This is a genomic window from Candidatus Propionivibrio aalborgensis, from assembly GCF_900089945.1.
Classification (GTDB): Bacteria; Pseudomonadota; Gammaproteobacteria; order Burkholderiales; family Rhodocyclaceae; genus Propionivibrio; species Propionivibrio aalborgensis.
Genome location: NZ_FLQY01000397.1, coordinates 18833 through 42089 on the forward strand (window position 1 = coordinate 18833; position 23257 = coordinate 42089).

General features: G+C 55.9%; 15 protein-coding genes. 9 read left to right on the forward strand and 6 right to left on the reverse strand.

Annotated elements, in window-relative coordinates; all coding sequences use genetic code 11:
• Window positions 1-283 precede the first annotated feature (283 nt).
• From PROAA_RS18150 to PROAA_RS18175, 6 genes are all read left to right on the forward strand, one after another.
• Window positions 284-1117, forward strand: a complete 834-nt coding sequence (locus PROAA_RS18150; RefSeq protein ID WP_222102361.1) for a hypothetical protein — start codon at window positions 284-286, stop codon at window positions 1115-1117.
• Window positions 1118-1933: 816 nt separating this feature from the next.
• Entirely contained in the window at window positions 1934-4129 is a 2196-nt protein-coding gene (locus PROAA_RS18155; protein ID WP_186412699.1) for a diguanylate cyclase domain-containing protein, read from the forward strand.
• A 178-nt stretch (window positions 4130-4307) separates the two neighbouring features.
• Window positions 4308-6941: a chemotaxis protein CheB gene (locus tag PROAA_RS18160; RefSeq protein WP_222102362.1), complete on the forward strand. Its 2634-nt coding sequence runs from the start codon at window positions 4308-4310 to the stop codon at window positions 6939-6941.
• A 22-nt stretch (window positions 6942-6963) separates the two neighbouring features.
• Window positions 6964-8406 carry a response regulator gene (locus PROAA_RS18165; RefSeq protein WP_186412700.1) on the forward strand — a complete coding sequence of 481 codons (1443 nt, stop codon included), beginning with the start codon at window positions 6964-6966 and terminating at the stop codon, window positions 8404-8406.
• Window positions 8407-8670: 264 nt separating this feature from the next.
• Window positions 8671-8880 (forward strand): hypothetical protein, encoded by a 210-nt coding sequence (locus tag PROAA_RS18170; RefSeq protein ID WP_186412701.1) that lies wholly within the window; start codon window positions 8671-8673, stop codon window positions 8878-8880.
• A gap of 149 nt (window positions 8881-9029) precedes the next feature.
• Window positions 9030-10817 (forward strand): hypothetical protein, encoded by a 1788-nt coding sequence (locus PROAA_RS18175; protein WP_186412702.1) that lies wholly within the window; start codon window positions 9030-9032, stop codon window positions 10815-10817.
• A 37-nt stretch (window positions 10818-10854) separates the two neighbouring features.
• On the opposite strand, the gene PROAA_RS18180 is transcribed toward PROAA_RS18175, so the two are convergent.
• The 4 genes from PROAA_RS18180 to PROAA_RS18195 form a co-directional block, all read right to left on the reverse strand.
• Window positions 10855-11409, reverse strand: a complete 555-nt coding sequence (locus tag PROAA_RS18180) for a hypothetical protein (protein ID WP_186412703.1) — start codon at window positions 11407-11409, stop codon at window positions 10855-10857.
• Window positions 11406-13286 carry a DUF2235 domain-containing protein gene (locus PROAA_RS18185; RefSeq protein ID WP_186412704.1) on the reverse strand — a complete coding sequence of 627 codons (1881 nt, stop codon included), beginning with the start codon at window positions 13284-13286 and terminating at the stop codon, window positions 11406-11408. The genes PROAA_RS18180 and PROAA_RS18185 overlap by 4 nt, the downstream gene beginning before the upstream one ends.
• Window positions 13287-13723: 437 nt before the next feature.
• Entirely contained in the window at window positions 13724-14587 is an 864-nt protein-coding gene (locus tag PROAA_RS18190; RefSeq protein ID WP_186412705.1) for an SGNH/GDSL hydrolase family protein, read from the reverse strand.
• 121 nt (window positions 14588-14708) lie between these two features.
• Window positions 14709-15623: a DUF4231 domain-containing protein gene (locus tag PROAA_RS18195; protein ID WP_186412706.1), complete on the reverse strand. Its 915-nt coding sequence runs from the start codon at window positions 15621-15623 to the stop codon at window positions 14709-14711.
• Window positions 15624-15948: 325 nt separating this feature from the next.
• Between PROAA_RS18195 and PROAA_RS18200 the strand changes: the two genes are divergently transcribed.
• Together PROAA_RS18200 and PROAA_RS18205 are read left to right on the forward strand one after the other, a co-directional pair.
• Window positions 15949-17463, forward strand: coding sequence for a MarR family transcriptional regulator (locus PROAA_RS18200; protein WP_186412707.1), 1515 nt, complete (start codon window positions 15949-15951; stop codon window positions 17461-17463).
• A gap of 540 nt (window positions 17464-18003) precedes the next feature.
• Window positions 18004-19125, forward strand: a complete 1122-nt coding sequence (locus tag PROAA_RS18205; protein ID WP_186412708.1) for a helix-turn-helix transcriptional regulator — start codon at window positions 18004-18006, stop codon at window positions 19123-19125.
• A gap of 49 nt (window positions 19126-19174) precedes the next feature.
• On the opposite strand, the gene PROAA_RS18210 is transcribed toward PROAA_RS18205, so the two are convergent.
• Together PROAA_RS18210 and PROAA_RS18215 are read right to left on the reverse strand one after the other, a co-directional pair.
• Window positions 19175-19738, reverse strand: coding sequence for a hypothetical protein (locus PROAA_RS18210; protein WP_222102363.1), 564 nt, complete (start codon window positions 19736-19738; stop codon window positions 19175-19177).
• Window positions 19739-19813: 75 nt separating this feature from the next.
• Window positions 19814-20203: a hypothetical protein gene (locus PROAA_RS18215; protein WP_186412709.1), complete on the reverse strand. Its 390-nt coding sequence runs from the start codon at window positions 20201-20203 to the stop codon at window positions 19814-19816.
• Window positions 20204-20606: 403 nt separating this feature from the next.
• Between PROAA_RS18215 and PROAA_RS18220 the strand changes: the two genes are divergently transcribed.
• Window positions 20607-23162 carry a P-loop NTPase family protein gene (locus PROAA_RS18220; protein ID WP_186412710.1) on the forward strand — a complete coding sequence of 852 codons (2556 nt, stop codon included), beginning with the start codon at window positions 20607-20609 and terminating at the stop codon, window positions 23160-23162.
• Window positions 23163-23257 lie beyond the last annotated feature (95 nt).

Here is a 23257-nt window from a genome sequence, read left to right on the forward strand (position 1 = left end):
AAATCGACAATTGCTGTTTTTGCAGCAATGAGCAGCAACGTTAGGTTGGTAGGGGCGTGCAAGCCCCTTTCCAAATCAAGTCGGAAGATTCTTTTGACTTTATATCGGCCTTTGCAGGCCTCGAGCTCGCGTCCCAGGCTGTCAGTCTGCTGATGGCCGCTTTGCACAAAACTCAGACCCGCTCAAACTGCTTGCTTGAGCCCAAGCTCTTGCGTAGGATTTCGCTCAGGCTGTCTGAGCCCAACCTGCCACCGGGTTAAAACAGACGCGCAGCAAGCAATGCATGACCTTTGATCAACAGGTTGATGCGCAATCGGTGGACGTCGACCAGCTATTGATTGAAGGCCACACCATGACTGCAATTGCTCTTGCAGAGCTGTCCCTTGCCGCGCTAAAGAAGTCTCTTCGCAAGGATCTTCCGAATATTCGCTCTTCCCACCTGACTGAAGCCATGGCAGCTGCGTTGGATTTTCGAACGCATGCATCCTTAATTGCCGCGCTTTCTGGTCAAGCCAGCGACCCAAGCATCCTCTTGCTCGACAATGAGCGGTTTGAGGCTAGGCTCGGCGAGTTTGGCTACCAACTGGCGAATGATGATTTCCGCTTCGAATGGTTGGATGATTGCCCAGATCTGATATCGACAATGCCGGATTCTGGGTACGACGTAGAGTATCGCTCGAAACGCGATAAGGCGTGGCGAAACCTCATGGTGCTCACGGTCAACGAGGGTATTCGCCAGAAGCTTTTCTCGCTTCGCGTTGACGACAATCGCTGGCTAGGTGCTGAACCAGGAAGCCAAGGTCATCGTGGCACTGGATACATCTTTGAATTCAAGCTGCCAGACGGCAAACCGGCCAAGGGGTATGTCAGCGATGCTGGGTTTGGTGAGCTGAACATCCATGCAGCAGTTTTTCCCAATGAGGATTGGGTTCGGGCGGTGAACAGCGGATTCCATGCAGGTGATGCGTTTGCCCGTGGCTGGCTTGAGCGCGAGCGCGGCGCTTGGCTTCAGTCTTCGCAAGGGTTCTTTAATTGCCGGAAATGGCTAATTGAAGACCTGGTCAACATGGAAGCGAAACCTATTGGCTTCGGAGACAGAGGCCGGGTAATCGTCTAAATCCCAGTCTTCAGAAGTAATAGTTCAAGCACAAATACGAAGTCCCCGAAGGACGAAAATTGTCGTCCGGAGACTTCGTTGTGAATTGCCCCTGTTCTTTTCTCTGCTGCACCAACAACTTTGTACACTTCGACAGCCGTTCAAGCGGGAGGAGCTGTAGGGCTGCATTTCGGCCTCAGCGGTCATTGGGGTTGTGCTCTACCAACGGCAGCAATGGGCGGGTCAACGGTCGTCTGGTCGAGAACCGGTACGAATGACCGGTTGGCACGCCAGGCTAGCCTCAACTTAACCGCAGACTATATGTCGGCTTCAGACTAAATTCGGGAGCAGGTCAGAGTGGCAGCTAGATGATCAAATTCTGTTGAAAAATCCCAGTTTCTATTTCTGTTGGAGTGGCTAGCGGGTCAGGAATTAATTTATTGGGCGACTTGGTCTTCGAATTATTGCAGAGCAGCGCATTCAACCCGCCATTGTGCGTGTTCCAGATTCACTGCCGGCGCTATTGGCATGAGCCATTTCGCCATTTTTCGCAAATAAGGCATCGCCTGCCTGCAAAGAATGGGATGCCGTTGCATCCCTCCTCATTTGCCTTCGCTATCGATTCATTCCGGGTCTCCGGCCCTGGATGTCACCGCATTGATTTGATAAGGAATATCCATCAACCTCGGATGCCCTATACTTGCGACATGATTTCATATGCTCGTTCTCGAACATATGAAATAACTGTTCGGGCGTAGACTCAAACAAAGGTGGGTGGTGGTGACAACCAACCCTGTCTGGAGAGTTGGCTTTCGACTTCTGTAAGGAGTCACACAAGTGAACACAGTGCTCATTACCCCGAAGCAGAATCGCCTCCTTGCAAAATTGCCCGTGGCCGAGTATCAGCGCCTTGAGCCGGAACTGGAAGCGGTGCTGCTGACTCCGGATCAGCGCCTCTATAAAGCCGGCGATGCGCTCGACTTCCTCTATTTCCCGACCGCGGGCATCTGTTCTCTGATCTACGCCGCCAATGATGGGGCTACGTTGGAACTCGCCGTCACGGGTAATGATGGCGTGGTGGGAACGCCGGCCATTCTCGGCAGCGGCAACATGACACACGATGTCCTTGTCCGAGGTGCGGGCAACGCCTATCGGATACGATCCGATGTCGCGCATTGGTTTCTCGGTCATGGGGGCGAGTTGCAGCGTCTGGTAATCCTCTATACCCAGATTCTGATGACCCAGATTGGCCAGACCGCAGTGTGCAATCGTCACCACAGCGTCGAGCAGCAACTGTGTCGCCGACTTCTCCTCTGTTTGGACCAACTGCCGGGAGCGCAGCTCGATGCGACCCAAGCCAGGATTGCCGATCTGCTCGGTGTGCGCCGGGGCGTGGTCGCCGAGGCCGCAGGAAAACTCCAGTCCGCCGGACTGATCACTTACAGTCGCGGGAAAATCACCATTCTGGACCGTGCCGGTCTGCTCGCGCGAGCCTGCGGCTGTTATGCCGCGATAAAAGGAGAGTCGGACCGCCTTCTGCATTCGACGCCGAAAGTCTTGAGCCCGCCTTGGGTTCGTCCGCAACCGACCAGCCTCCGTGCGCGCGCCGAGAAACAACACAATCGCATTCAAGGAAATCATGCACACTCCCCCGTGAACCGGGAGCGCCTGGTGCATGAACTGGAAGTGCATCAGATCGAACTGGAGATGCAGAACGAGGCGCTTGCCAACGCCTGCGCCGAGGCCGAGGCCGCACACCAGCGCGCTGCCGATATTTATGATTTCGCACCGGTCGCTTACGTGACCATAGATGCGCTGAGCGCCATCTTGCAGATCAATCTCGCCGGGGCAATCCTGCTGGGCATCACCCGATCGGAGATCAATACACATCGATTTGGCGGCTTTGTGTCGCCGGCCTCTTTACCCGTGTTCAAGCAGTTTCTCGCGGACGTCCTTGCCGGGCAGGCCCACAAAAGCTGCGAGCTTGAAATCCATCCAGCACGGCAGAAGGGAGACTCCATCGTCCATGTCGAGGGGATTTCCGACGAAAACGGACAGGAATGCCGAATGGTCATCAGTGACATTACCGTGCAACGGCACGCCGAGTACGCGCTGCGGGAGCAGGAGCAGTACCAGCGCACCTTACTCGACAACTTCCCTTTCCTGGTGTGGCTGAAGGATGACGAGAGCCGCTTTCTCGCCGTCAATCGGCCGTTTGCAGCCCAGTTTGGCTGGCCGTTGACGGAGTCATTGGTCGGAAAAACGGATTTTGATATTACGTCCCCGGATTTGGCCGAGGCCTATCGGGCCGATGACCGCGCGATTCTCGATAGCGGCAGGAGCAAGGTTGTCGAGGAGTGGATTGAAGACCACGGCAGGCGGCGCTGGAGTGAAACCTTCAAGTCGCCGGTGATCCTCAATGGACGCGTCATCGGCACGGTAGGGTTCGCACGCGACATCACCAAGCGCAAGGAGGCGGAACAAGAAATGCGGCACTTGGCGTTTTATGACTCGTTAACAGGCTTGCCCAATCGTCGCCTTCTGATCGATCGGCTGGAGCAGAGCATGATGTTGAGCGCACGCAACGGAAGCTATGGGGCGACGATGTTCCTTGATCTGGACAACTTCAAGCGGCTCAATGATGCGCACGGGCACTCGACCGGGGATGCCTTGCTGGTTTTGGCGGCAGATCGTATCAAGGCGTGCGTACGTGAGATGGATACGGCTTCTCGTTTAGGTGGCGATGAGTTTGTCGTGGTGATCAGTGAATTGGATACGGATCAAGAGGCAGCGACATCACGGGCCATGCTCGTCGCCGAGAAGATACGTGCCAGCTTGTCCAAAACGTACCGTTTGACTGCCAGGCACGAAGGCAAGGCGGATAAAGTCATCAAGTACCACTGCGCGGCGAGCATCGGCGTGGTTCTTTTTTTCAAACACGATACCAGTCCGCACGACATCCTCAAGCGTGCCGATCAGGCAATGTATCAAGCCAAAGAAGCGGGGCGCAATCAAATTCATTTCGGCACTTGATCGGATGCTGCCGGGGGCGATTGGAAGCTCTATTGGTCGGAGCCGGATAAAAGTAACGAATTGGATGACGGCAATGTGAGGGTGGATTCAAGGCAACTACGTGCAAAAAATACCCGGGACCTTGAACCGGCGTACCATGCAAGACATCAAGGTATCCATTTCGCGACGAGGGATTCAAGTGGCAACTAAAAGCCCCCCAAGCAATGCCAACAGCAAGGGTGTGGCACGCCCAGAATCGGGGCGCCCCTCGCTGGCCAGCCCCTCCGCAGAAATGGATAACGAGCAAGAAGCGACGGTTGCTGCATTTCCCATCGTCGGCATCGGTTGCTCGGCCGGTGGCCTGAGTGCCCTGGAAAAGTTCTTCGCCAATTCGCCTGCCGACAGTGGCATGGCCTTCGTCATCGTTCAGCACCTTGCCCCGGCCCATGTCAGTGCCTTGCCAGAACTGTTGCAGCGCACCACCCGGATGCCTGTGCTTGAAGCTGAAGACGGCATGCGCGTCGAACCTGACAACGTCTACGTCATACCGCCCAACCACGACCTTTCGCTGCTGCACGACACGCTGCACCTGCTCGGTCCTTTGGAACAACGAGGCTTGCGCCTACCGATCGACTTCTTCCTCAAAACCCTGGCCGCAGACCGCAAGGACAAAGCGATCGGCGTCATTCTGTCGGGCATGGGGTCGGACGGGATGTTTGGCCTGCGGGCAATCAAGGAACAGGCCGGACTAACCCTGGCGCAAGAACCGGCCAGTGCCAGTGCGGACAGCATGCCGAACGGCGTCATTAACGCTGGACTGGTCGACATCATCGCCATTCCGGAAGAACTTCCCGCGCGCATCATCGGCTTTCTCGGGCATCCGGTGCTGGCACGGCAACCAAAGTCCGCTGCAGAAGCGGCGACCCAGAGCGACATCGAAAAGATCGTCGTTCTGCTGCGCGAGCGCAGCGGCAACGACTTTTCACTTTACAAGACCAACACGCTCCTGCGCCGTATCGAACGGCGCATTGCCCTGCACCAGTTGAGCAACATCGCCAGCTACGTGCACTACCTGCGTGAAAATCCTCAGGAAGTCGACCTGCTCTTCAAGGAACTGCTGATCGGCGTGACCACTTTCTTCCGCGATCCGGTGGTGTGGGAAACCCTGCGCAGCACCGTGCTTCCGGCGTTGCTGGCGCAGCAGCCGACCGGCAAGACCCTGCGCGCCTGGGTGCCGGCCTGTTCCAGCGGCGAGGAAGCCTATACCCTGGCGATGACCTTTAAGGAAACACTGGAACAAGGCGAACAGGACAAACACTTCGAGTTGTTGATCTACGCTACCGATCTCGATCCGGATGCGGTCGAGAAAGCACGCAGCGGTCGCTACCCCACGAATATCGCCGCGGATGTTTCTCCGGAACGGCTGGCCCGTTACTTCGTCGAAGAAGCCAATGGCTACCGTATCAGGAAAGAAATCCGCGAGATGGTGGTGTTTGCCCCGCAGAACATTATCTCAGACCCGCCCTTCACCAAGCTGGACGTCCTGTCGTGTCGCAATCTGCTGATTTACTTTCGGGCACAACTGCAACAGAAACTTCTGCCTTTGTTCCATTACGCACTGAACCCTGACGGGCTGCTGATACTCGGCAGCGCGGAAACGGTCGGCAACCTTAGTCACCGGTTTGAACCCGTCGACAACAAGCTGCGCATCTTCCGGCGGCTCAATCAACCGCTACCGCAGTCGGAGGTGGAGTTCCCTGCCGGGAAGGCCAGAGGCACGCATCAACCGGCCGAGACACCGCTGTCCGTGCATGTCGAGAATATCGGGCAACTGACTGACCAACTGATTCAGCAGAACTATGCGCCGGCCGCCGTGTTGGTCAATGGCGATGGCGACATTCTCTACATCAGCGGGCGCACCGGGCGCTACCTCGAACCGGCGGCCGGCAAGTTCAACATGAACATTCACGCCATGGCCCGTGACGGGCTGCGCGAAGCACTGACGGGGGTAATCCAGAAAGCCCTGAGAACGCCGCAGCCGATTTGCCTCAACGGGCTACAGGTGGGGACCAACGGCGGGACACAGATCGTCAATGTCACCGTCCAGGCACTGGAAAAGCCCGGCCCATTGCGCGGACGGGTAATCATTGTGTTCCGGGACATGGAGCCACCTCCTCCCCGCAGAAAGGGCCGCAGGGCCGTCGTGTCGGACACGCACGAAGCGCTGGTGCAGGAGCTGCAACAAACCCGAGAGGCGCTACAAGTCACTCACGAGGAGATGCAGACCTCGGTAGAGGAAATGAAATCCAGCAACGAGGAACTGCAATCGACCAACGAGGAGTTGCAATCGACCAACGAAGAGCTGACGACCTCAAAGGAAGAGATGCAATCGCTCAACGAGGAACTGCAAACCGTCAATGCCGAACTGCAATCGAAGGTCGCGAATCTGTCGTGGGAGCAGAACGACATGGCGAACCTGCTCAATAGCACGGAAATCGCCACCGTCTTCCTGGACAAGGCGATGAAGCTGCGGCGTTTCACCGCGCATGCCACCCACCTGTTCAAGCTGATCCCCGGCGACGTGGGTCGGCCCCTTTCGGATGTGGTGACCGACCTCGACTATCCGAAGCTGAAGGCAGACGCCCAGGAGGTGCTCAACACGCTGGCGTTTCAGGAGAAGGAGGTTGACACGCACGATGGCCGCTGCTATCGGGTGCGCATCATGCCTTACCGGACACAGGAAGATGTGATCGACGGCGTGGTCATCACGTTTACCGACATCAGCGAGCTGAAGAAGCTGCAAGAAGAGCTCGGCAGGCGCGCCAGGAAATGAGTTCATTCGGAGGGGAAGGCTGATGACCACCAACGACAGGAAACCGACTGATCCCGACTTGCGTCGGCGAGCCGAGAGCAAGCTGGCACAGACGCCCGAGGGGCCGCCACTGGCCGCAGGCGAACAGCAGAGATTGCTCCACGAACTGCAAGTGCACCAGATCGAGTTGGAGATGCAGAACGAAAGCCTGAGAGAGGCGCAGGCCGAAACCAACAAGGCCATGCAACAGCTTGCCAACATCAATGCGCACCTTGAGCAACTCGTCCTGGCCCGCACGGCAGAATTGGCGCAAAGCCGTGATGCCGCCGAAGCCGCGAATCGCGCCAAGAGCGTCTTCCTGGCCAACATGAGCCATGAACTGCGCACGCCGATGAACGGCGTCATGGGCATGATCGACCTGGCGTTGAAGCTCGCCACCGATTCCCGGCAGATCGATTGGCTCAACAAGAGCAAGGGAGCCGCGCAGCATCTCCTATCTGTCATCAACGACATTCTCGACCTCTCGAAGATCGAATCCGGCCGGTTGACCCTGGAAGAGAAGAACTTCTCGCTCGTGCAAGTCATTGACGAAATCTTGCAGATGCACGATGCCGTAGCCCATGCCAAAGGTCTGTCCCTGTCCCGCGACATCTCCCCGATTCTGCCCGATCTGTTGTGCGGAGATTCCTTTCGTCTGAAGCAGATACTGATCAATTTCATCGGCAATGCCATCAAGTTCTCCGGGCACGGGCAGATCGGCGTGCATGCCAGTCTGGTGGAGCAAGAAGCGTCGAGTGTGGTGCTACGCCTCGATGTCAGCGACCAGGGCATCGGCATCGCCCCCGAACAGCGAGCCCGACTGTTCCACGCCTTTACTCAGGCCGACGATTCCATGACCCGCCAGTACGGCGGCACCGGTTTGGGCCTGATCATTTCCAAGCGCATTGCCATGCTGATGGGCGGCGATGTCGGTGTCGAGAGTTCACCCGGAGTCGGCAGCACCTTCTGGGCCGCCGTGAGGCTGAAGAAGGGTGCAGAGGTGATCGCAGCCGCATCGACAGAGAACACCGATGCAGAAGGGCTGATCCAGCAACACTATTTCGCCCACCGCATTCTGATCGCGGACGACGAGCCGATAAATCTGGAAATTGCCAGGATACAACTGGAAGCGGTCGATCTGGTCGTGGATGCGGCCAGGGATGGCGCCGAGGCCGTCGCAAAGGCGCGGAAGGGTGACTACGCGGCGATCTTAATGGACATGCAGATGCCAAACGTAGATGGATTGGAAGCAACGCAGCAGATTCGTATTCTGCCCGGTTGCCGGGATGTGCCGATCATCGCCATGACGGCCAGTGCATTTGCCGAAGATAAGGCAAAGTGCCTTGCCGTAGGGATGACCGATTTCCTGATCAAGCCATTTCTCCCTGACGAGCTGTTTGCAACTTTGCTGCGCGCGCTAAGTCGGCGCGAACGGACTATGCTTTGAAGTGCCGGCCAGCGCCGCCACGGCTGGCCGGTATGGGGAATTCGGTGCGAGCACGCCGTGTTGGCGCTGTCGATGCCGTCTCGGTGGCGGGATGAGTCCCGAGAGCCGGTCGAGTAAGTTGCACCCTCGGTGCCGTGACCGGCACACTCACCCATGCGTCCGAAGTAACCAACTGCCCTTGAGCACTGAGTGGCTGGTTATCTCCACACAACGGGCGTCCTTCGTATGTGGCCTCAATGGCCGCAATGGCCGAGGAGCCGCCTCATGCTGATGACAACAGGCAACAAGTCGGCCACTGCGGCCATTGGGCGCTTGCTGCTTGAGCGGCAGCAGCAATGCGCATTGCCGCCGTCCGTCAATTCACCAGAAAAATTCTGGCGAGACAAATCCGAGCGGCAGCTTCTCGAACTCCCCAACTCACACTCTGTGCCCTCTCCAGTCATTCAACAGTTACGTAAACGGACATTGGAGTGAGAGACAAAATGAAAAGGCCCAAGTGTAGTTCCGCGCAGAACAACACTACAATCCGCCGAGAATGCGAACGCTTTCGCTTAGCATTGACCAGGTGACAGTGCCGGCGTAATGTCGGGCGGCTATGCGCGAACTCTGATGGAGAATCTGATATGAAGCAGGCGGTCGTGTTGATTCACGGCATCGGCGAGCAAAAGCCGATGGACACCGTTCGCGGCTTCGTCGAGTCGGTACTGCCACCATCGGTGAACGACGGTGAGCAGTACTGGAGCAAGCCCGACCCGATGTCTGAATCCTTCGAACTGCGTCGCCTACAGGCAGTGGGGCGTAACAAGATTCACTTCTTCGAATACTACTGGGCGTACCAGATTACCGACACCAAATTCCGGCACCTGACACAGTGGTTGCTGGACCTGCTGCTGCGGCGCTCGTGCAACGTGCCGTCCGGCTTGCGCACGATCTGGTGGCTGTCGTGGATTCTGTTGACCGGCCTCGTGATCGCGATCGCCAGCGGAGCTGTCGCCCATTTCATGGAGGCCAACCAGGATCGCTTGCCCTACACGCCCATCTCAGTACTGCTTGCCCTGCTACTCAGTGGGGTTCAAGGCTTCCTCCTCTATTACGCGGGTGACGCAGCACGTTACCTCAGCCCATCGCCAGAGAACATCGCCATGCGCCAACGCATACGCGCCGATGGCGTGTCCTTGCTGCGGCGATTGCATGAATCAGGAGAATACGACCGAATTGTCGTCGTCGGTCACAGCCTGGGCAGCGTCATTGGCTATGACATCCTCACTGCGCTGTGGCGCGACTTCAACAGCGTTTACGACTTTCAAAGCAAGGAGGCAGTGCTGGATCAGCTGCTTGCCAGCAATCTGCGGCCACAACCTGTCGCACGCGATGCGCTGTCTGCCATCGGCGAAACGCTACAGGATCTCCCGAAAGACGATTCGACCCAGCCATTGCGGCAAGCGCTGCAGCATGCCTACCGTTCAGCCCAATTCGCGTGCTGGAAGGAACAGTGCTACTGGGGCAACGGCTGGCGTGTCACCGATTTCATCACACTCGGCAGCCCACTGGCGCACGGCATGATGCTGCTGGCGCGCAGCGATGCCGAGTTTGCCGCGCGCAAGTGGCAACGTGAATTGCCAACCTGTCCGCCGGTCAAGGACGGCAAACGCTATGTCTATTCCGCAGACCAGGCGATCGATACCGCGGGCAAGCGCAAATTCAATCCGCTGCTGTTACACCACGCCGCCTGCTTCGCCGTGACGCGTTGGACCAATATGTACTTTCCGGCCTACGGTGGCCTTTGCGGCGATCTGGTGGGTGGTCCGCTGGCGACGGTGTTCGGCCCCGGTATCAGCGACGTCCCGGTGAAATCCACCGGCTGGCGTCGGTTCACGCCAGCGGCGCACACCACGTATTGGGACAAGCAGTCCGACGCACCGGCATCGATCGATGCGAAAGCTGCCGAAGAATTCGCCCTGCCATCGCTCAAACAAGCACTGTACTTAGATCACGCTCGCGAGTACAAATTGCCTGACAGCATGACGGAGAATTCTGTGTGGCGAACCGAGCTGATTGCGCTCAACGCTAGGATTGATGATCCCGGCAACATCGGGCCGGGCGTCGCCAATTTTCCGGCCGAAGCCCTGTCTGAGCGGCTTCTGCACTATCGCGCCGGCGAACCGGTACGCGGCAAGCTGGGCACTGACGGAGTGCTGGAACAGTTGAAACAATCCACACCGCCACGGTCGGTCGTCACCAAGAAGATCGCGATAACGCCAATAGGCCGTCATGTCCTTGTTACTCTTGCCAACGCGATGACGCAGTCCGACGACTCCGAACAACATCTGCGTCACCTTCGCGTTTTCTCCAGGCACCATGATCAGTGGCAACTGGAAATATGGCATTGCCATGAATGGCCGGAGCAATAAGCAGACTAGAAACTTGCGTCTGACGCACGGCAGCTCATTACGGTTTGACTTCTTTTCTGTCCGATCTTGGCAACGAAATATGGACTGCCCGCCACTGAAACGGTCTATAAAATGCTCGTTGTGCCAAAACTGCAACCTCGACCGTTGCGGGAAGATGGGAAGGTACCTGATAGACTTCGGCAAGCTGAAGTGATTCCCCTTGCGCCAAAAGGTGCTCGGGCGCAATTGCCTCTGACGCTCTTCCAGCAGTAGGCCAACGCAATCGGTCGCCTTCCGTCGGCAGGCGTTCAAATCCATTGATTCGATCTGAGCGCTCCTTCTCTCCGTCTACAGTGAGACGCAAAGAAACATCTTTTAGATAGACCGAGTCGGTCGTCCCCTTGTCGAGGGTAACGGTGAGAGCAAGGAAATCGTTTCTCTCATCCTTTGCGACGCGCTCCGAAGAAATGGACAAACTAAGATTCGCTGCAAACCAACCAACACATATCTTCCAGGCAATAAACGCAGTACCAAGCAACAAGCCGACGATTTCCAACCAGCTTTTAAGAGTTGCTGGGTTGACATTGGCAAGGAGGCTAGGAACGCAGCTCACGACGGTTCTCCACTATCTATAGAGCACATACGCTCATCACGTGAAAAACACCCGAAGAGCCCCGTCATCAGGCAATAAAACATTATCGCTATCAGCAATCCCAAGAAACAAAATTTGGCGGTAGCAGCAAAGGTCGTCCCCAGTGAATAAGCGCCTTCCAATAAGCTAGGTGCAATCCAGTGTGCGCCGGTGTCGCGTAGGAGGTAAGCATCGAGAGCCTTGAACGTCAACCAGTTTTCTGTAAGGTCGGAAATTGGCAGCCCCAGACCCAGAATGCATGCGAGTTTTCCCAAAGTCGGGCTTGGGTAACCTTTTCTTTCGCTACGCCAGCGCAGAAGCGCGACTAGCAGCAATGTGGAAAATACTGAATAAACGGCGATTAACAGCGTATCAACGAACAAGAGAAACGCCACATTAACGAAAAATTCCGACTGCCATTTGGCCAAGGCTGCGCCGAGTTGGAAAAATAACCCACGCTTGAAGCCAAATTGGAAGTGTGTTGCCAGCGTAAATCCCGCCCCCCGACTGACGACGAGCAGGGTGAAGGTTGCCAGGCCACTGATTACTAAAGTTGGCAGAAACCAGCAGGGATAGGATTGCTTTTTTGGCTGCACATGGGGGGATGATGGGACGGTGGGAACTTCGCGCTCCTCTATCTCGTTTTGCGATCCGTTGGTTCCATAGATTTCGACTGTACGAAGTGTTTCTGCGGGAGTCGCGTCTCGGGGAATTGACTGTCCACAATTCGGTTCTCGACTATCACGCAGATAGACGGATTCGTGAATTTGCATTTCGCCAATAAAGTCGCGGTGGAACATTCCTGCCAGTACCCAAGCTGGCATGGCGACAATCTGATCGTGCATTACGTCGAATGGGTTGGTTATGTGCCGCGCTTCGAGTTGCTTCAGATCGATGTGCAGGCCATGGGCATGGGATTCCCGAACCATCCAGTGCAGGGTGATGTTGGATAAACCGGACTCCCGATAGCCACCACCGATGTCCGAATGGGCGCCGCGAAACCAGACCTGTTTGAAACTCCGGCTTGCATCGGGGGAAGATCCCGCGGGGGGAGTGTAAGGGCGAGGTTTAAAGGGCCAACGTAACTCGTCCAATGCCAGCGCATGACGTAAGTGATGAAAACCTGGCTTGACGGCGGGGTCGCTGGTAATTGTTGCGCCAAGGAATTGCCAAATACCGACCGACTCAACGGTGTCCCAGCAGCCAATGAAGTGAATGGGAACGTGTTGCGTGGAAGCACCATTGCTGGTGGAGAACTGTCGGGCAAAGTTTATCTTGAACTCCTTGGCGGCTCTTGCCCTCTCGGCTTTCGATCGCTCTGACGGTTGCTTGCAACGATAGACGCGGAGGATCGATGGAATCAAATTCTCGTGCGCTTCCCGAAGCAAACCGAACATGTAGACCAGCCCGGATACGGCACGAGCCGTAAAAGCACCCCGAGAGAATCCGAAGAGGAAAATCCGGTCGCCATGCTGATAGTTGCGCAGCAGAAACGTGTAAGTCTCAGCGACATTCGTCCAAACGCCGTCACCCCACGCTAAGCCTCCCAGGCGACGCAGAGTGTCGCGGTAAGGAATGCCGCCACCTTCATCGCCAGCGAGAGCTCCGTCGGGTGTACCCACGCCAGGATCGTAATAGGTGATCTGACCCTTCGATTTTTCAAGCGCTTCGAACAGCTTGGCGATATTGGTCTTGTCCAGGCCGGGTTTCCAGATGTTGCCAGTACCGTCACAGCAGACGACAAGGTTACGGCCGGATTGCTCCCCATTGCGGCGCACCGGGTCTGTAACTTCTTGAAATTGCGCCGGCATGGAACTTTCCTTTACAATTCGTTGCGACCAAGCTTCAACGAGAAGCATTTCGACGTCTGTTGCCGGTATAAGAGGTCGCTCCGTTCCTTAGGACAGAACCACCGCTAGCGAGTAATCCTAGACAGATAACCGCCATACCCTCTGGCACTTTCGCAACCTCAAGCGGCAAAAAGTCACGCGCGAGATACGACGTTACTATTCCCGACAAGATGGCAATTATTTGCAAATATGAACGTCCTCTTCCCTCTACAACCGGATCGTCATTCGCGTGATCAAGCGACGGGACGAAACCTTTGATGATTTCGACCAGTCTTTCAGGTGCGATACTCAACGACAGTATCAAGCTAATAATTACTACAAGCTTCGTGAGTTCCCTGAATCGTCCAGTTAGTTAATGCGAATATATTGTTATACTCAAGGGCATAGACCTCTGCGAAGATAATAGCCATATTTACTGCGACGTTCACCTTGAACGAGATTGGATTTCATTTCAGAATGTGGACGAACTCGGCAGAAATTACATCGGCCAGTTTCTTGTATCCGCTGGCAGTCGCGTGAATTTCATTGAGCCAATCTCCGTCTTCGCCTGTGGTCCCAAGTCTCGCTCTTATGAGAGTTTCACGTGTAGCCGATACAACGTAAAAATTCTCAATCTTGTATGAAAGTTCAATAAGCGCTGATGCCAATGACTCGAAGATGTAATCCGTCAGAGAAATCCAGAATTCCTCCGGCACATCATTTCCTTTGAGCGCAGGGTATAACCACGGACCAGCAATTTTGAGGCCTAGAAACTTGGCTTTTGCATTCCGTGGTGTTGGATAATCATACACATGAGTGACGATTGGCGTCACGGCGTTATCGGTACCATCTCTCATTTCGGCAATCTTGAAGAACCCATGTTGAACCCTAAGTTTCATATTGGCTAACTCAATTGCATTTATGTAATCGAGCATATGCTTACCCGCTCCGTCAGACGGAGTACAAATTATCTGATCTGCAAGGTCGATCAGATCGTTGCCGCCACCGCTGATGAATATGGCATCCCACTTGGTGGAGAAGTTCTTTTCTGCAATAAGTTGATGCAGGGTGGGATTTGAGCATATTGACGACATATTCTTGATTGTGTCGCCAGGTTGCGCCAAGTTTACCAACAGAGTGCCATGCTCAAACCGCAGAGGGAAAAGCAAATTGCTCGACGGTATCGCTCCAATTGAAAACCACGAATCGCCTTCGCAAAGAATTCGCTTCGCGAACGCTGGATCATCTGGCCCTGATGTCCCAGTTCCTATGTAGTTGTCTGGTCCGTATCCATTGAAGGAGATTACTTTTGCAGGGTAGTCAAAATTCATCTACTTCTCCTTTTTGAAAATTGAGCGAGCAGTTGGACTCGTCCAACACCCGGTTCAGATCGTGGCTCGCTTCGCGATCACGATCTAACCTTAATCGTTAGGGCCGCTCCGGTCGGTACTTCTATATAGTCAAAGTAATGGTTGTGCGCGCGGTTGTTGCAGCCTGGACATCAATAACTTTGGTTATCATTTGCGGTGGGTCAGACATGATTTCCACTGTAAGCTTGTGCTGACCAGGCAAGACGTTGAGTTCTGACCATGAATATCCAAGGAATTCCACAGTTGGATTGGAGTCAATAGCAATTCTGACTTTTTTTGGCTCGGCCTTGTAAACAAACGCGACCTCAATCGCACCTGGTTGCTTTGCCTTCTCATTTGCTTGGGCACTAGACGCTTGACTTGTAAGGTTGGTTCGAATTGCGTCAAGTTTTCTATCAGTCTCTTCGCGCTGAGACTTAATCATAGATTCAAGAAGAGAAATGCTGGTATTGAATTCCGCTATCCACTTAGTAGTTTCTTCTGCCTGAAGTTTGGTTAGCTCTGTTTCTAGTGTTCTAGCCAATTCAAAGAGTACTTCCACATCTGCATTTTCCAGCGGCGTGTTCTTAGAAACAATATAGCTAGCCCATTCCAGTTCAAATGCACGCGTCAAATTTTCCATCGTAGTAACAGTGGCGATATATCGCATCCAGCCGCTCGACCATCCGAAGATTCGGTCTGCAAGGGTGAATAGTGCCGCTGCCACTAAGATTGCCGCTCCGACTTGCGTTAACGCAAGTTTATGATCCGCCATTTCAAACAAAGCAGAAAGAACAGGCAAAGTCGTGCCAAGCACGAGAAGTATGAAGGCGATCCCCCTAACTATTAACGATGTATTTCTCTTTGTACCGATGCTCGACCAATACCACGAGCACATCTCCTTGGATTCTTGTTCAATATGCGAATATATTGATAGCAGAGCCTGATCTGGTGTTTTATCTTTGTATTCATCCCATGCCAAGAGCTGCGCAGTTGAGATATCAGGAATCGTAGCCATGTCATCTCCTGTGTTGAGGAAAAGAACGTAAATCGGCAACCAGCCTCGGCAGAGCGGCCTAACTTTGCTATCGGGAAACAGCTTTGCTGCGTAACTCGACGCCACCGATTGCGCTGGAAGCCTCTTCAAAAAAGGCCTTGAGGTGATCAATAGCTGGATTCATACAGTATTAAATAGAACGCGAAAAGCAGCACTTCCAAATATAGACTATCACCGCACCTTCAGAACGCTTGAGTGGCTGCATAAGAGCAATATCCTAAGCCGGACGAGCCGGAACCAAACAGGGGTTACGATTAGCGCCTGACCAATGATGTGGAGATTGGCCATGGCTAAGACGACATTGGAAGAGCGCTATGCGGCGAATCTTCATGGCGTGTTGTCCTGTTTTGATCGAATCATCATCAAGGGGACGCTGCCCGGCGCCTGCTACGCGGACGGAATGACGAGCTTTCTGTACGCACACGATATCCGTCTCTTTGACTGTCCGCGATTTGCCGAACCGCTTCGAGAGCGTATCCGGGAGCGGGCGCGGGAGGCCTGCGCGGCGGCGGGCATTGAGATCGAGCATGTGAGCAAAAGCCACATTCGCAAGGAAGAGTTGGTGGCGCGCGTGCTCGCCGGACGTGGCGATGCGCCTGGACTGGTGCACGTCCTGTCGGCCATGGAAGCGTGCCCGAGCTACAAGCCTTGGCACAACAAGGCCAGCGGCAAGACCTATCTGCGCCACGATCAGGGCAAGTGCATGCACTACTACTTCTATTTCATCGATGAAGAACTCGGCTTGTGCTACCTGCGCGTGCCCACCTGGGCGCCGTTCGGCTTGCAGTTCTACTGCAATGGCCACAGCGCCTTGGCGATAGCGCTCAAACGCGAGGGTGTCGATTACACGCAGGCAGACAATGCTTTCCTGCGTGTCGCCGACATTGAGCGGGCGCAGGCATTGGCCGAAGCGTTCAGCCCGGATGTATTGCATCGGCGACTGGATCGCTACGCGCAGTGGCTGTGCCCCGTACTTGACGTGTTTGGCCAGGCCTACCACTGGAGCATCCGCCAGGCCGAGTACTCCACCGACCTGATGTTTCGCAGCGAGCACATCTTGGTGCAGCTGTATGACGCCATCTCGCGCCAAGCCGTGCTCGCGGCCAACGCCGACCGAGTGTCTGGTTTCCTGGGCAAGAAGGTCACGCCGCAGTTGGCCCAGGAGATCGGTTCGCGACTGTCCACCCGCATCGAGGGGCGCTGCATCAAGCATTACATGGGCGCGGCCGGCATCAAAGTGTATGACAAGTTCTCCCGTGTGCTGCGGGTGGAGACCACCATCAATGACCTGAGCTTTTTCAAGCACCACCGAAAGGTGGAACACAAGGATCGGCACGTCACGTGCAAGCTGGCGCCGCTGAAGAAGACCATCTATAGCCTGATCGATCTGCGTGAAATCCTGCTCGGCTGCAATCAGCGCTACCTGGCGTTCCTGTCCAGTCTCGACGACCCCAGCGCGGGCGAACGCGATTTGCAGCGATTGAGTCAGCCGCGCGTCGGTACCGATCCCAGCGTCAAGGGCTTGAACTTCTTCGATGCCGCCGAGCAAACCCTGCTGCGAACCTTGCAACTCGGCAAGTTCAACATCCACGGCTGGCGTCGCGCCGATCTGCTGACGCACTTGCAAATAACCCCGTCGGCCATGTCGCGACAACTCAAACGCCTTCATGTGCTTGGAATGATCAAGAAAGTCGCGCATACCTATCGCTATTACCTCACCAGTATGGGCCGTGCCGCCATCGCCGCCGCTTGCTCGCTGACCCGCTTCAATATCGTTCCCGCCATGGCCGCTACCCATTGAATTCTTCGCATAATCCGTCAAGACTGAACTTGTTAGTGATTAAAGGACCGCTTCTGGCCGACTGCGGAAGCACTCCCCTTAGCCGAGAATAAGCAATATACAAACAGCGTGGGTCAAACTTAAGTTGATGGAAATGGCCCAAGTGAGGCACTTCTTGAGCGTTGTTACCAATGCATGAACTCCCCGACCTCGACCGGCCGAGCATTGCTGAGCAAGATGAACAGATCCTTGACCTGTAGTCTCTGGTACGTAATCTGACGCTCAAGTGGCGACTCTCCAAGAAAAGCACTGGAACTAAACGCTCGCCTCGCCCAGAGCAGCCGCAACGCAAACAAACCGCGGCTTTTGGACGGGCTACATAGGCCGAAGCTCACCAAATCGCTAGACTGCTTCCTATCGCGATTCGTGCAAGCCCTATCTCCTGCTTGCTGGACTTTGAGGGAACTCGGGGAAGAAATCATCATCCAAACGAATGATGCTATTCAATTTGTGCTTGCCTGGATTCTGCTTATCCCGTCAAAAGACATAGGAGTTTCCGCCATGGATCGAGAGGCTGCATACGACCGTGCACTGGGATTGATCTATGAATCTGCCGTTGCACCGGCACAAACGCAGGATGCGCTTGCGGCCATGACGGCCTTGCTCGATGGAGACACCTGCCATTTGGTGGGTTGGAGTCGGAGCACCGGCATTCCTTTGCTTAGCATCTCCACTGGATTGCCGGATGATGTCGGGCCCGATTATGCAGCCCACTACGCGCAGATTGACCCGCGACGGCAACTTGCCCTGACGCAGGCACCTGGTCAGTTGCTTAACTGCAATGAGTATTTCGACACCCGTTTTGTCAGTCGTGATGAGTTTTTTCAGGACTATCTGTTACCACAGGTTGGGCTTCGCTATTTGCTCGGTTCCGGCGATCTTGTCGAGGAAAGCGAGCAAATGATCATGATCGGCTTTCAGCGCTACAAGGGACACAGTGCATTCCAGAACCAAGAGGCTGAAAGCCTGGAGCGTCTGCTGCCTCATTTGCGACGGTCACTACGCCTGATGCTTTATTTCCAGAAATTGAGGGATGAAATCGGATTTGGAGAAACGATATTTGAGGTATCCCACCTTGCGACACTTGCCCTTTCATCGTCCGGACAGGTGTTATGGGCGAATCGGCGCGGCATGGCCCTTCTACGCGCGGGAACGTGGTTTCATGAAGCACAAGGTCGGCTACGCGCCAACGATGCCGACAGAAATGCTTGCTTGCAGTCAGCAATTCGCCGAGCTGTGGCCGAGGCCAAGCCAAGCAATGTAAATCTTGGGGTAAGCGGCGGGCCGGAGCATTGCTGCCTTACGTTGATAGCCTTGGAGGGCGAGCAAGCCATTCCGATACCAACCAACCGCGCAGCACTGCTCGCCGTTGTCACCGCGAATAGCGGTCAACGAATCGCGACCGTCCAGCAACTCATGGATTTTTTTCGGCTGACTCCTGCGGAGGCGCGTTTAGTCCGCGCCTTGTCGCATGGTGAAACTATCGACGGATATGCTGCTCACGAAGGCTTGAAGAGGACTACTGTAAAAACCCAACTGCAAGCGGCGTTATCGAAAACAGGAACGCGATCTCAGAAAGATTTGGTGCGCCTGGTTGTAACGCTACCGGCAACTCGGGGATGATACTTTCAACGAAGTGAAAGTGAGTCGTGGCCGAATGAATTTGGGAAAACTACCGTCGAACGAAGGGCCCGCTTCGATGCCGCCTTTGGTCAGTAAGTGTCTCCACCACACTTCGCGCTCCAGGTTTGCCTTGGAACTGGAAATCTCGATCAATGCGAACGATGAGCAACTGCTCGAAGTTTCCTTGGCTCTTAACCAGTACACGGTCGCTGGTTTTCTCTGGCGAGATAGTCTTTACCTCAACAAGCTTTCCGGAAATTGTGCCATCAGAGCCGGCTTCATGCGTACCATGACGGCGAAGCCCGAAATTGATTTCAGCGTAGATCTCTCCGAGTTCTCCCCATATTTGTAAGTACCTGCCCGTGTTCTCGAAGTGGCGTGTAGCGCAATCAACTAGATCGTAGAAAATCTCTGTTTGCTTGAGAGTGCTAAAGGGAAATCCATCTCTGCTCTGGAAGCGCGTGCCTGACTCAACAGGGAGAGCATCATCTTCTGGGGCATCTTCAAGCTGAGAATCGACCCACTCTCTGTCTATGTATTCCCATTCCCAAGGCGCAGCGCCGGAGCTAGCAGTATCGGCTATTTCCTCCGCGCTGTAGCCGCGCTCGTTCATCTCGTAAAGAAAATCCCACTCAGGAGCACGTGCTCGCGGCCGCGCTCCTTCTCGAGAGCCTTCCGGTAGGCTTGGTCAAGGAAGCCGTTGTAGCGAACAAACCTTCGCACGTCGGCCTCGATCCGATTCAAGTCGACAAGGTTGAACGAGCGTGCGCATCAGCCGCTGTGCTACCAAACGGGAGAAGCGGAACTCCAAGCCTGTTTTGATGGATGGCAATGCCTGGAGCACGGCACCCATTTCAAGTAGGGCCAAACCCACAATCTCTTCGAGGAGCGGCTCCCCACGCAGTTCTCCCGGCAGGTTGATTAGCTCTTCGATGCCGCGGAAGGTCGAGAACCAGACCTCGAATGTGCTTTTTGGCTCAAAGGGCGCCAGAGACGATTCGATGCCAGCTCGCGAATGGGCCAGCGCTCTCATGGCCTCGGCTTGCGCGGCTGCGCCCGTCAATCGTTGTCCTGCCATCCGTCGGCCCCCTGGGTAAGGCGCTGAATCGTTGCCCCGCGCCATTTTGGATTTGAAACCGTCTAATATAGACTAGAGCCGCCCCAGGAAGGCGGCCTTCTAGCGCATCGGTCCGTTGTCTGTTGACGTGCGCCGGCCGGTGAGCCCCAGAATTACTTGTAGGCTCGCTCCACCGTTAGCAGAGGGCAGGGTGGGTATTGCATCCCAGACGGGGCGATCAGCTACCGCTGGCGAATGCACCCTGCGAGGCCCGAAACCAAGTCGTCTTGCTCATATGACCCATACCCCGACGCTCGATCCAGCCCAAGAGATTCGCATTGAGGCGGTGCACCGCGGCTTCCTATATCAGCATTTATATGCCGCCTCGTGTCTTCTTACTTCAGGGCAGATCGGCGTGACTTCCGTGGTGGTCGAGCGCGACGAGGATATCGAGCTCCTCACACCGGCGGGGCGCATCTACATCCAAGTCAAGACGCGCAGCCGGCCGATTATGCCGGCCGACATCAGAGCGACGATAGATCGATTCAATGCCCTGCGAGATGAGCACCAGCAGGGCCGCCGCCGGGGCCGCGCAACATTCGTGGTGGTCGTCAACCGCGCCTTGGGGCCATCCTTGGTTGAACAGGTCGAGACTGGAAAGCTGGCGGACGACGTTGAGATCTTCTGGCCAGGTTGCGTGCGTTCTGGCGACTTTGGTCAACTTCCGCCGGCTTGGGCGGACATCGATGAGGCAGTCGCATGGTGCGTCGATCGAGCCGCGACAGTGCCACTCGCCATGCTGGCGCCTGATTCCCTTGTGTGGAAACTGGCTGGCCGCGTCCAGGCTGCGGCTGCCGGGGAAGCGCCCCACGCGGATCACACCTTTGTGATTGCGGATTTGCCGTCAATGCTCGACCAGATTCTGATCCAGCTGCAGGACTTCCCTGCGCCGCCCGAACAGTACCGCCCGCAGGAGAACGAACCTCAACTCGACTCGAGTTCCCGGGTCCGGATCGTTTCCGGCTTCTCGGGCGCAGGGAAGACCGCGTGGGCGTCACAAGCGGCCACCTTCAGCAGCAGTAACTGCGCCTACTTCGACTGCTCGGGGACGCCGGGAGAAGCCCTCGCCATTTCGCTTGTGCGTGAGCTGGCCGCCAAGTTGGCCGGCGCCGACCCAGATGCGGTGCGCAAAATATTGCTGCCGGGCGCCACTGGCGTCGAGTCACTGCGCCAGCTGGACATCTATCTCAATCACGAGGGACTCTCGTCGATCGTTGTGCTGGACAACGTGCATCGTGTTTCGGCCGAGAGCATTAAGCGCATGGTCGATGTCACGTCGGCGCTGAGGTTCGTGCTTCTGGCGCAACCGCTGGGGACGTTGTCGGAGATAGAAGCCCTTCTGGGATTGGCGCGAGAGCCGCTGAATGGGTGGGGTGTCGACGATGTTGCGGCGGCGGCTGTCGGCTGGGGATGTCGAGGGGATGCCGCCACGATGGGGCGTCTGAAGACGCTGACGGCTGGCATGCCTTTGTTCGTCAGGAGTGCCGCCACGATTGCTCGTGAAGACTACGAAGGGCGTATCGAACAGATGTGCGACGCCGTCGACGCATTGACCAACCTGACCCAGACCACGCAAGAGATCATATTGGCAAAGGTTTTTGGCGCGTTCCCCATCAGCGCGCAGCAGACGATCGCAGTGCTGAGCCTGTCCGATATCGGCCTGCTTCCAGCCGAAATCAACAAGCTTCTGGACGCGGCCCTTGAGATGGACGAGCGAGTGGTTGCTGGCGTGATCCGGGTATTGCGAGCCGCCGGGGTCGTGGAGATCTATGGCAACAAGGAGATCCGACTGCATGACGCCATCCGTGTTATCGGGAGCCAGCACCTTTCAGGCATGCCTTCAGAGGTCGCGTCACGGGCTCGCATTGCCCTCAAGGACCTGATGGTTGAGGCGTTCGAGCGTGATCGCAACACGGCGCGCTTCTCGCTCTACACACGGCTGCTGCTGGCCACTGGAGACGTCAAGACGCTGGTAGACCTCATCGGCGAAGAGATGTTCCACGAGATGGGCGTTGCAATAGAGGTCTGGCACGGCCTAGAGGCGCTGATAGCCAAGGACGGATCAGATCCGGAACAGCGGTATTGGGCGCTCGATGGTCTTGTCTTTTCGGACATGAAGCTCGGGCACCTGGATCGTCTGGCGCCTAGGTTGGCGGCGATGGAGCAATTGATCAACAGCGGCGTGCTCGGTGAGGACGAAGTTCTGTCCTTCTTGATGAAGCGCATGCTTCACCACTCGAATCAAGGTGACGAGGAGGGGGTTCGCCGCGCGATTCGCGAGTTGGACAGCCGATTGCCGGACAAACCTGTCCACCGCCGCATCTTCCTCTACAACGCGGCAGCGGCGCTCTTTCGCCTTCAGCGTTACGAAAGCGCGATGGGGATGGTCGAGCAGGTGATCGACCAGACGTTTGCGGTTCTCGGCATTCGCCCCGAGCAGGTCGTTGGCGCAAAGAATGCCGCGCTCTGGGCGCTCATCAACAAGCCGGGACTTGATCACGCAGACATCAAGCGACTCGCGGATGCGCTCGAACTCAAGGCGATGGTGGCCGACAAGCTCCACGTGCTCGCGCCTTTCGCGCGAATCCATGCCATGAAGTTCTACAGCATGGCCGGCGCCATCGACTCGCTCATACGGGTCGGGCAAGACCTTGCCGACGAGTTCGTCGGTCGACATGATTTCGTGGGCGCGCGTGAAATTCTTGAGCAGCACGTCATGCCGGTGGTCGTGGAGAACCGACTGCTGAATCGGAACTTGGATGTACGCGCGCAATACGCCGTTGTTCTGGCCTACTGCGGCTTGTACTCAGAGGCCGAGCGGGAGATTGAACGGCTTCAGCCTTACATGGCGGGTCTGACGCTCCAAGCCCGCATGACCCTCGCGAACCAACGCCAGCTGATCGCGAAAATTACTCACTAGTCGCCAAATAAGGCGACAAACATTGAACTTTAGTCGGTCATGACAATCTCAAAATGTATGAAGAGAGATGGACGAACATTGGACAGGCAAACGCT

What these genes read in the sequence shown, in the direction of transcription:
- PROAA_RS18150 (WP_222102361.1), top strand. Translation starts at nt 284, where the DNA reads ATGACCTTTGATCAACAGGTTGATGCGCAATCGGTGGACGTCGACCAG.
- PROAA_RS18165 (WP_186412700.1), top strand. Translation starts at nt 6,964, where the DNA reads ATGACCACCAACGACAGGAAACCGACTGATCCCGACTTGCGTCGGCGA.
- PROAA_RS18170 (WP_186412701.1), top strand. Translation starts at nt 8,671, where the DNA reads ATGCTGATGACAACAGGCAACAAGTCGGCCACTGCGGCCATTGGGCGC.
- PROAA_RS18175 (WP_186412702.1), top strand. Translation starts at nt 9,030, where the DNA reads ATGAAGCAGGCGGTCGTGTTGATTCACGGCATCGGCGAGCAAAAGCCG.
- PROAA_RS18185 (WP_186412704.1), bottom strand. Translation starts at nt 13,286, where the DNA reads ATGCTTCTCGTTGAAGCTTGGTCGCAACGAATTGTAAAGGAAAGTTCC.
- PROAA_RS18190 (WP_186412705.1), bottom strand. Translation starts at nt 14,587, where the DNA reads ATGAATTTTGACTACCCTGCAAAAGTAATCTCCTTCAATGGATACGGA.
- PROAA_RS18195 (WP_186412706.1), bottom strand. Translation starts at nt 15,623, where the DNA reads ATGGCTACGATTCCTGATATCTCAACTGCGCAGCTCTTGGCATGGGAT.
- PROAA_RS18200 (WP_186412707.1), top strand. Translation starts at nt 15,949, where the DNA reads ATGGCTAAGACGACATTGGAAGAGCGCTATGCGGCGAATCTTCATGGC.
- PROAA_RS18205 (WP_186412708.1), top strand. Translation starts at nt 18,004, where the DNA reads ATGGATCGAGAGGCTGCATACGACCGTGCACTGGGATTGATCTATGAA.
- PROAA_RS18210 (WP_222102363.1), bottom strand. Translation starts at nt 19,738, where the DNA reads ATGAACGAGCGCGGCTACAGCGCGGAGGAAATAGCCGATACTGCTAGC.
- PROAA_RS18215 (WP_186412709.1), bottom strand. Translation starts at nt 20,203, where the DNA reads ATGGCAGGACAACGATTGACGGGCGCAGCCGCGCAAGCCGAGGCCATG.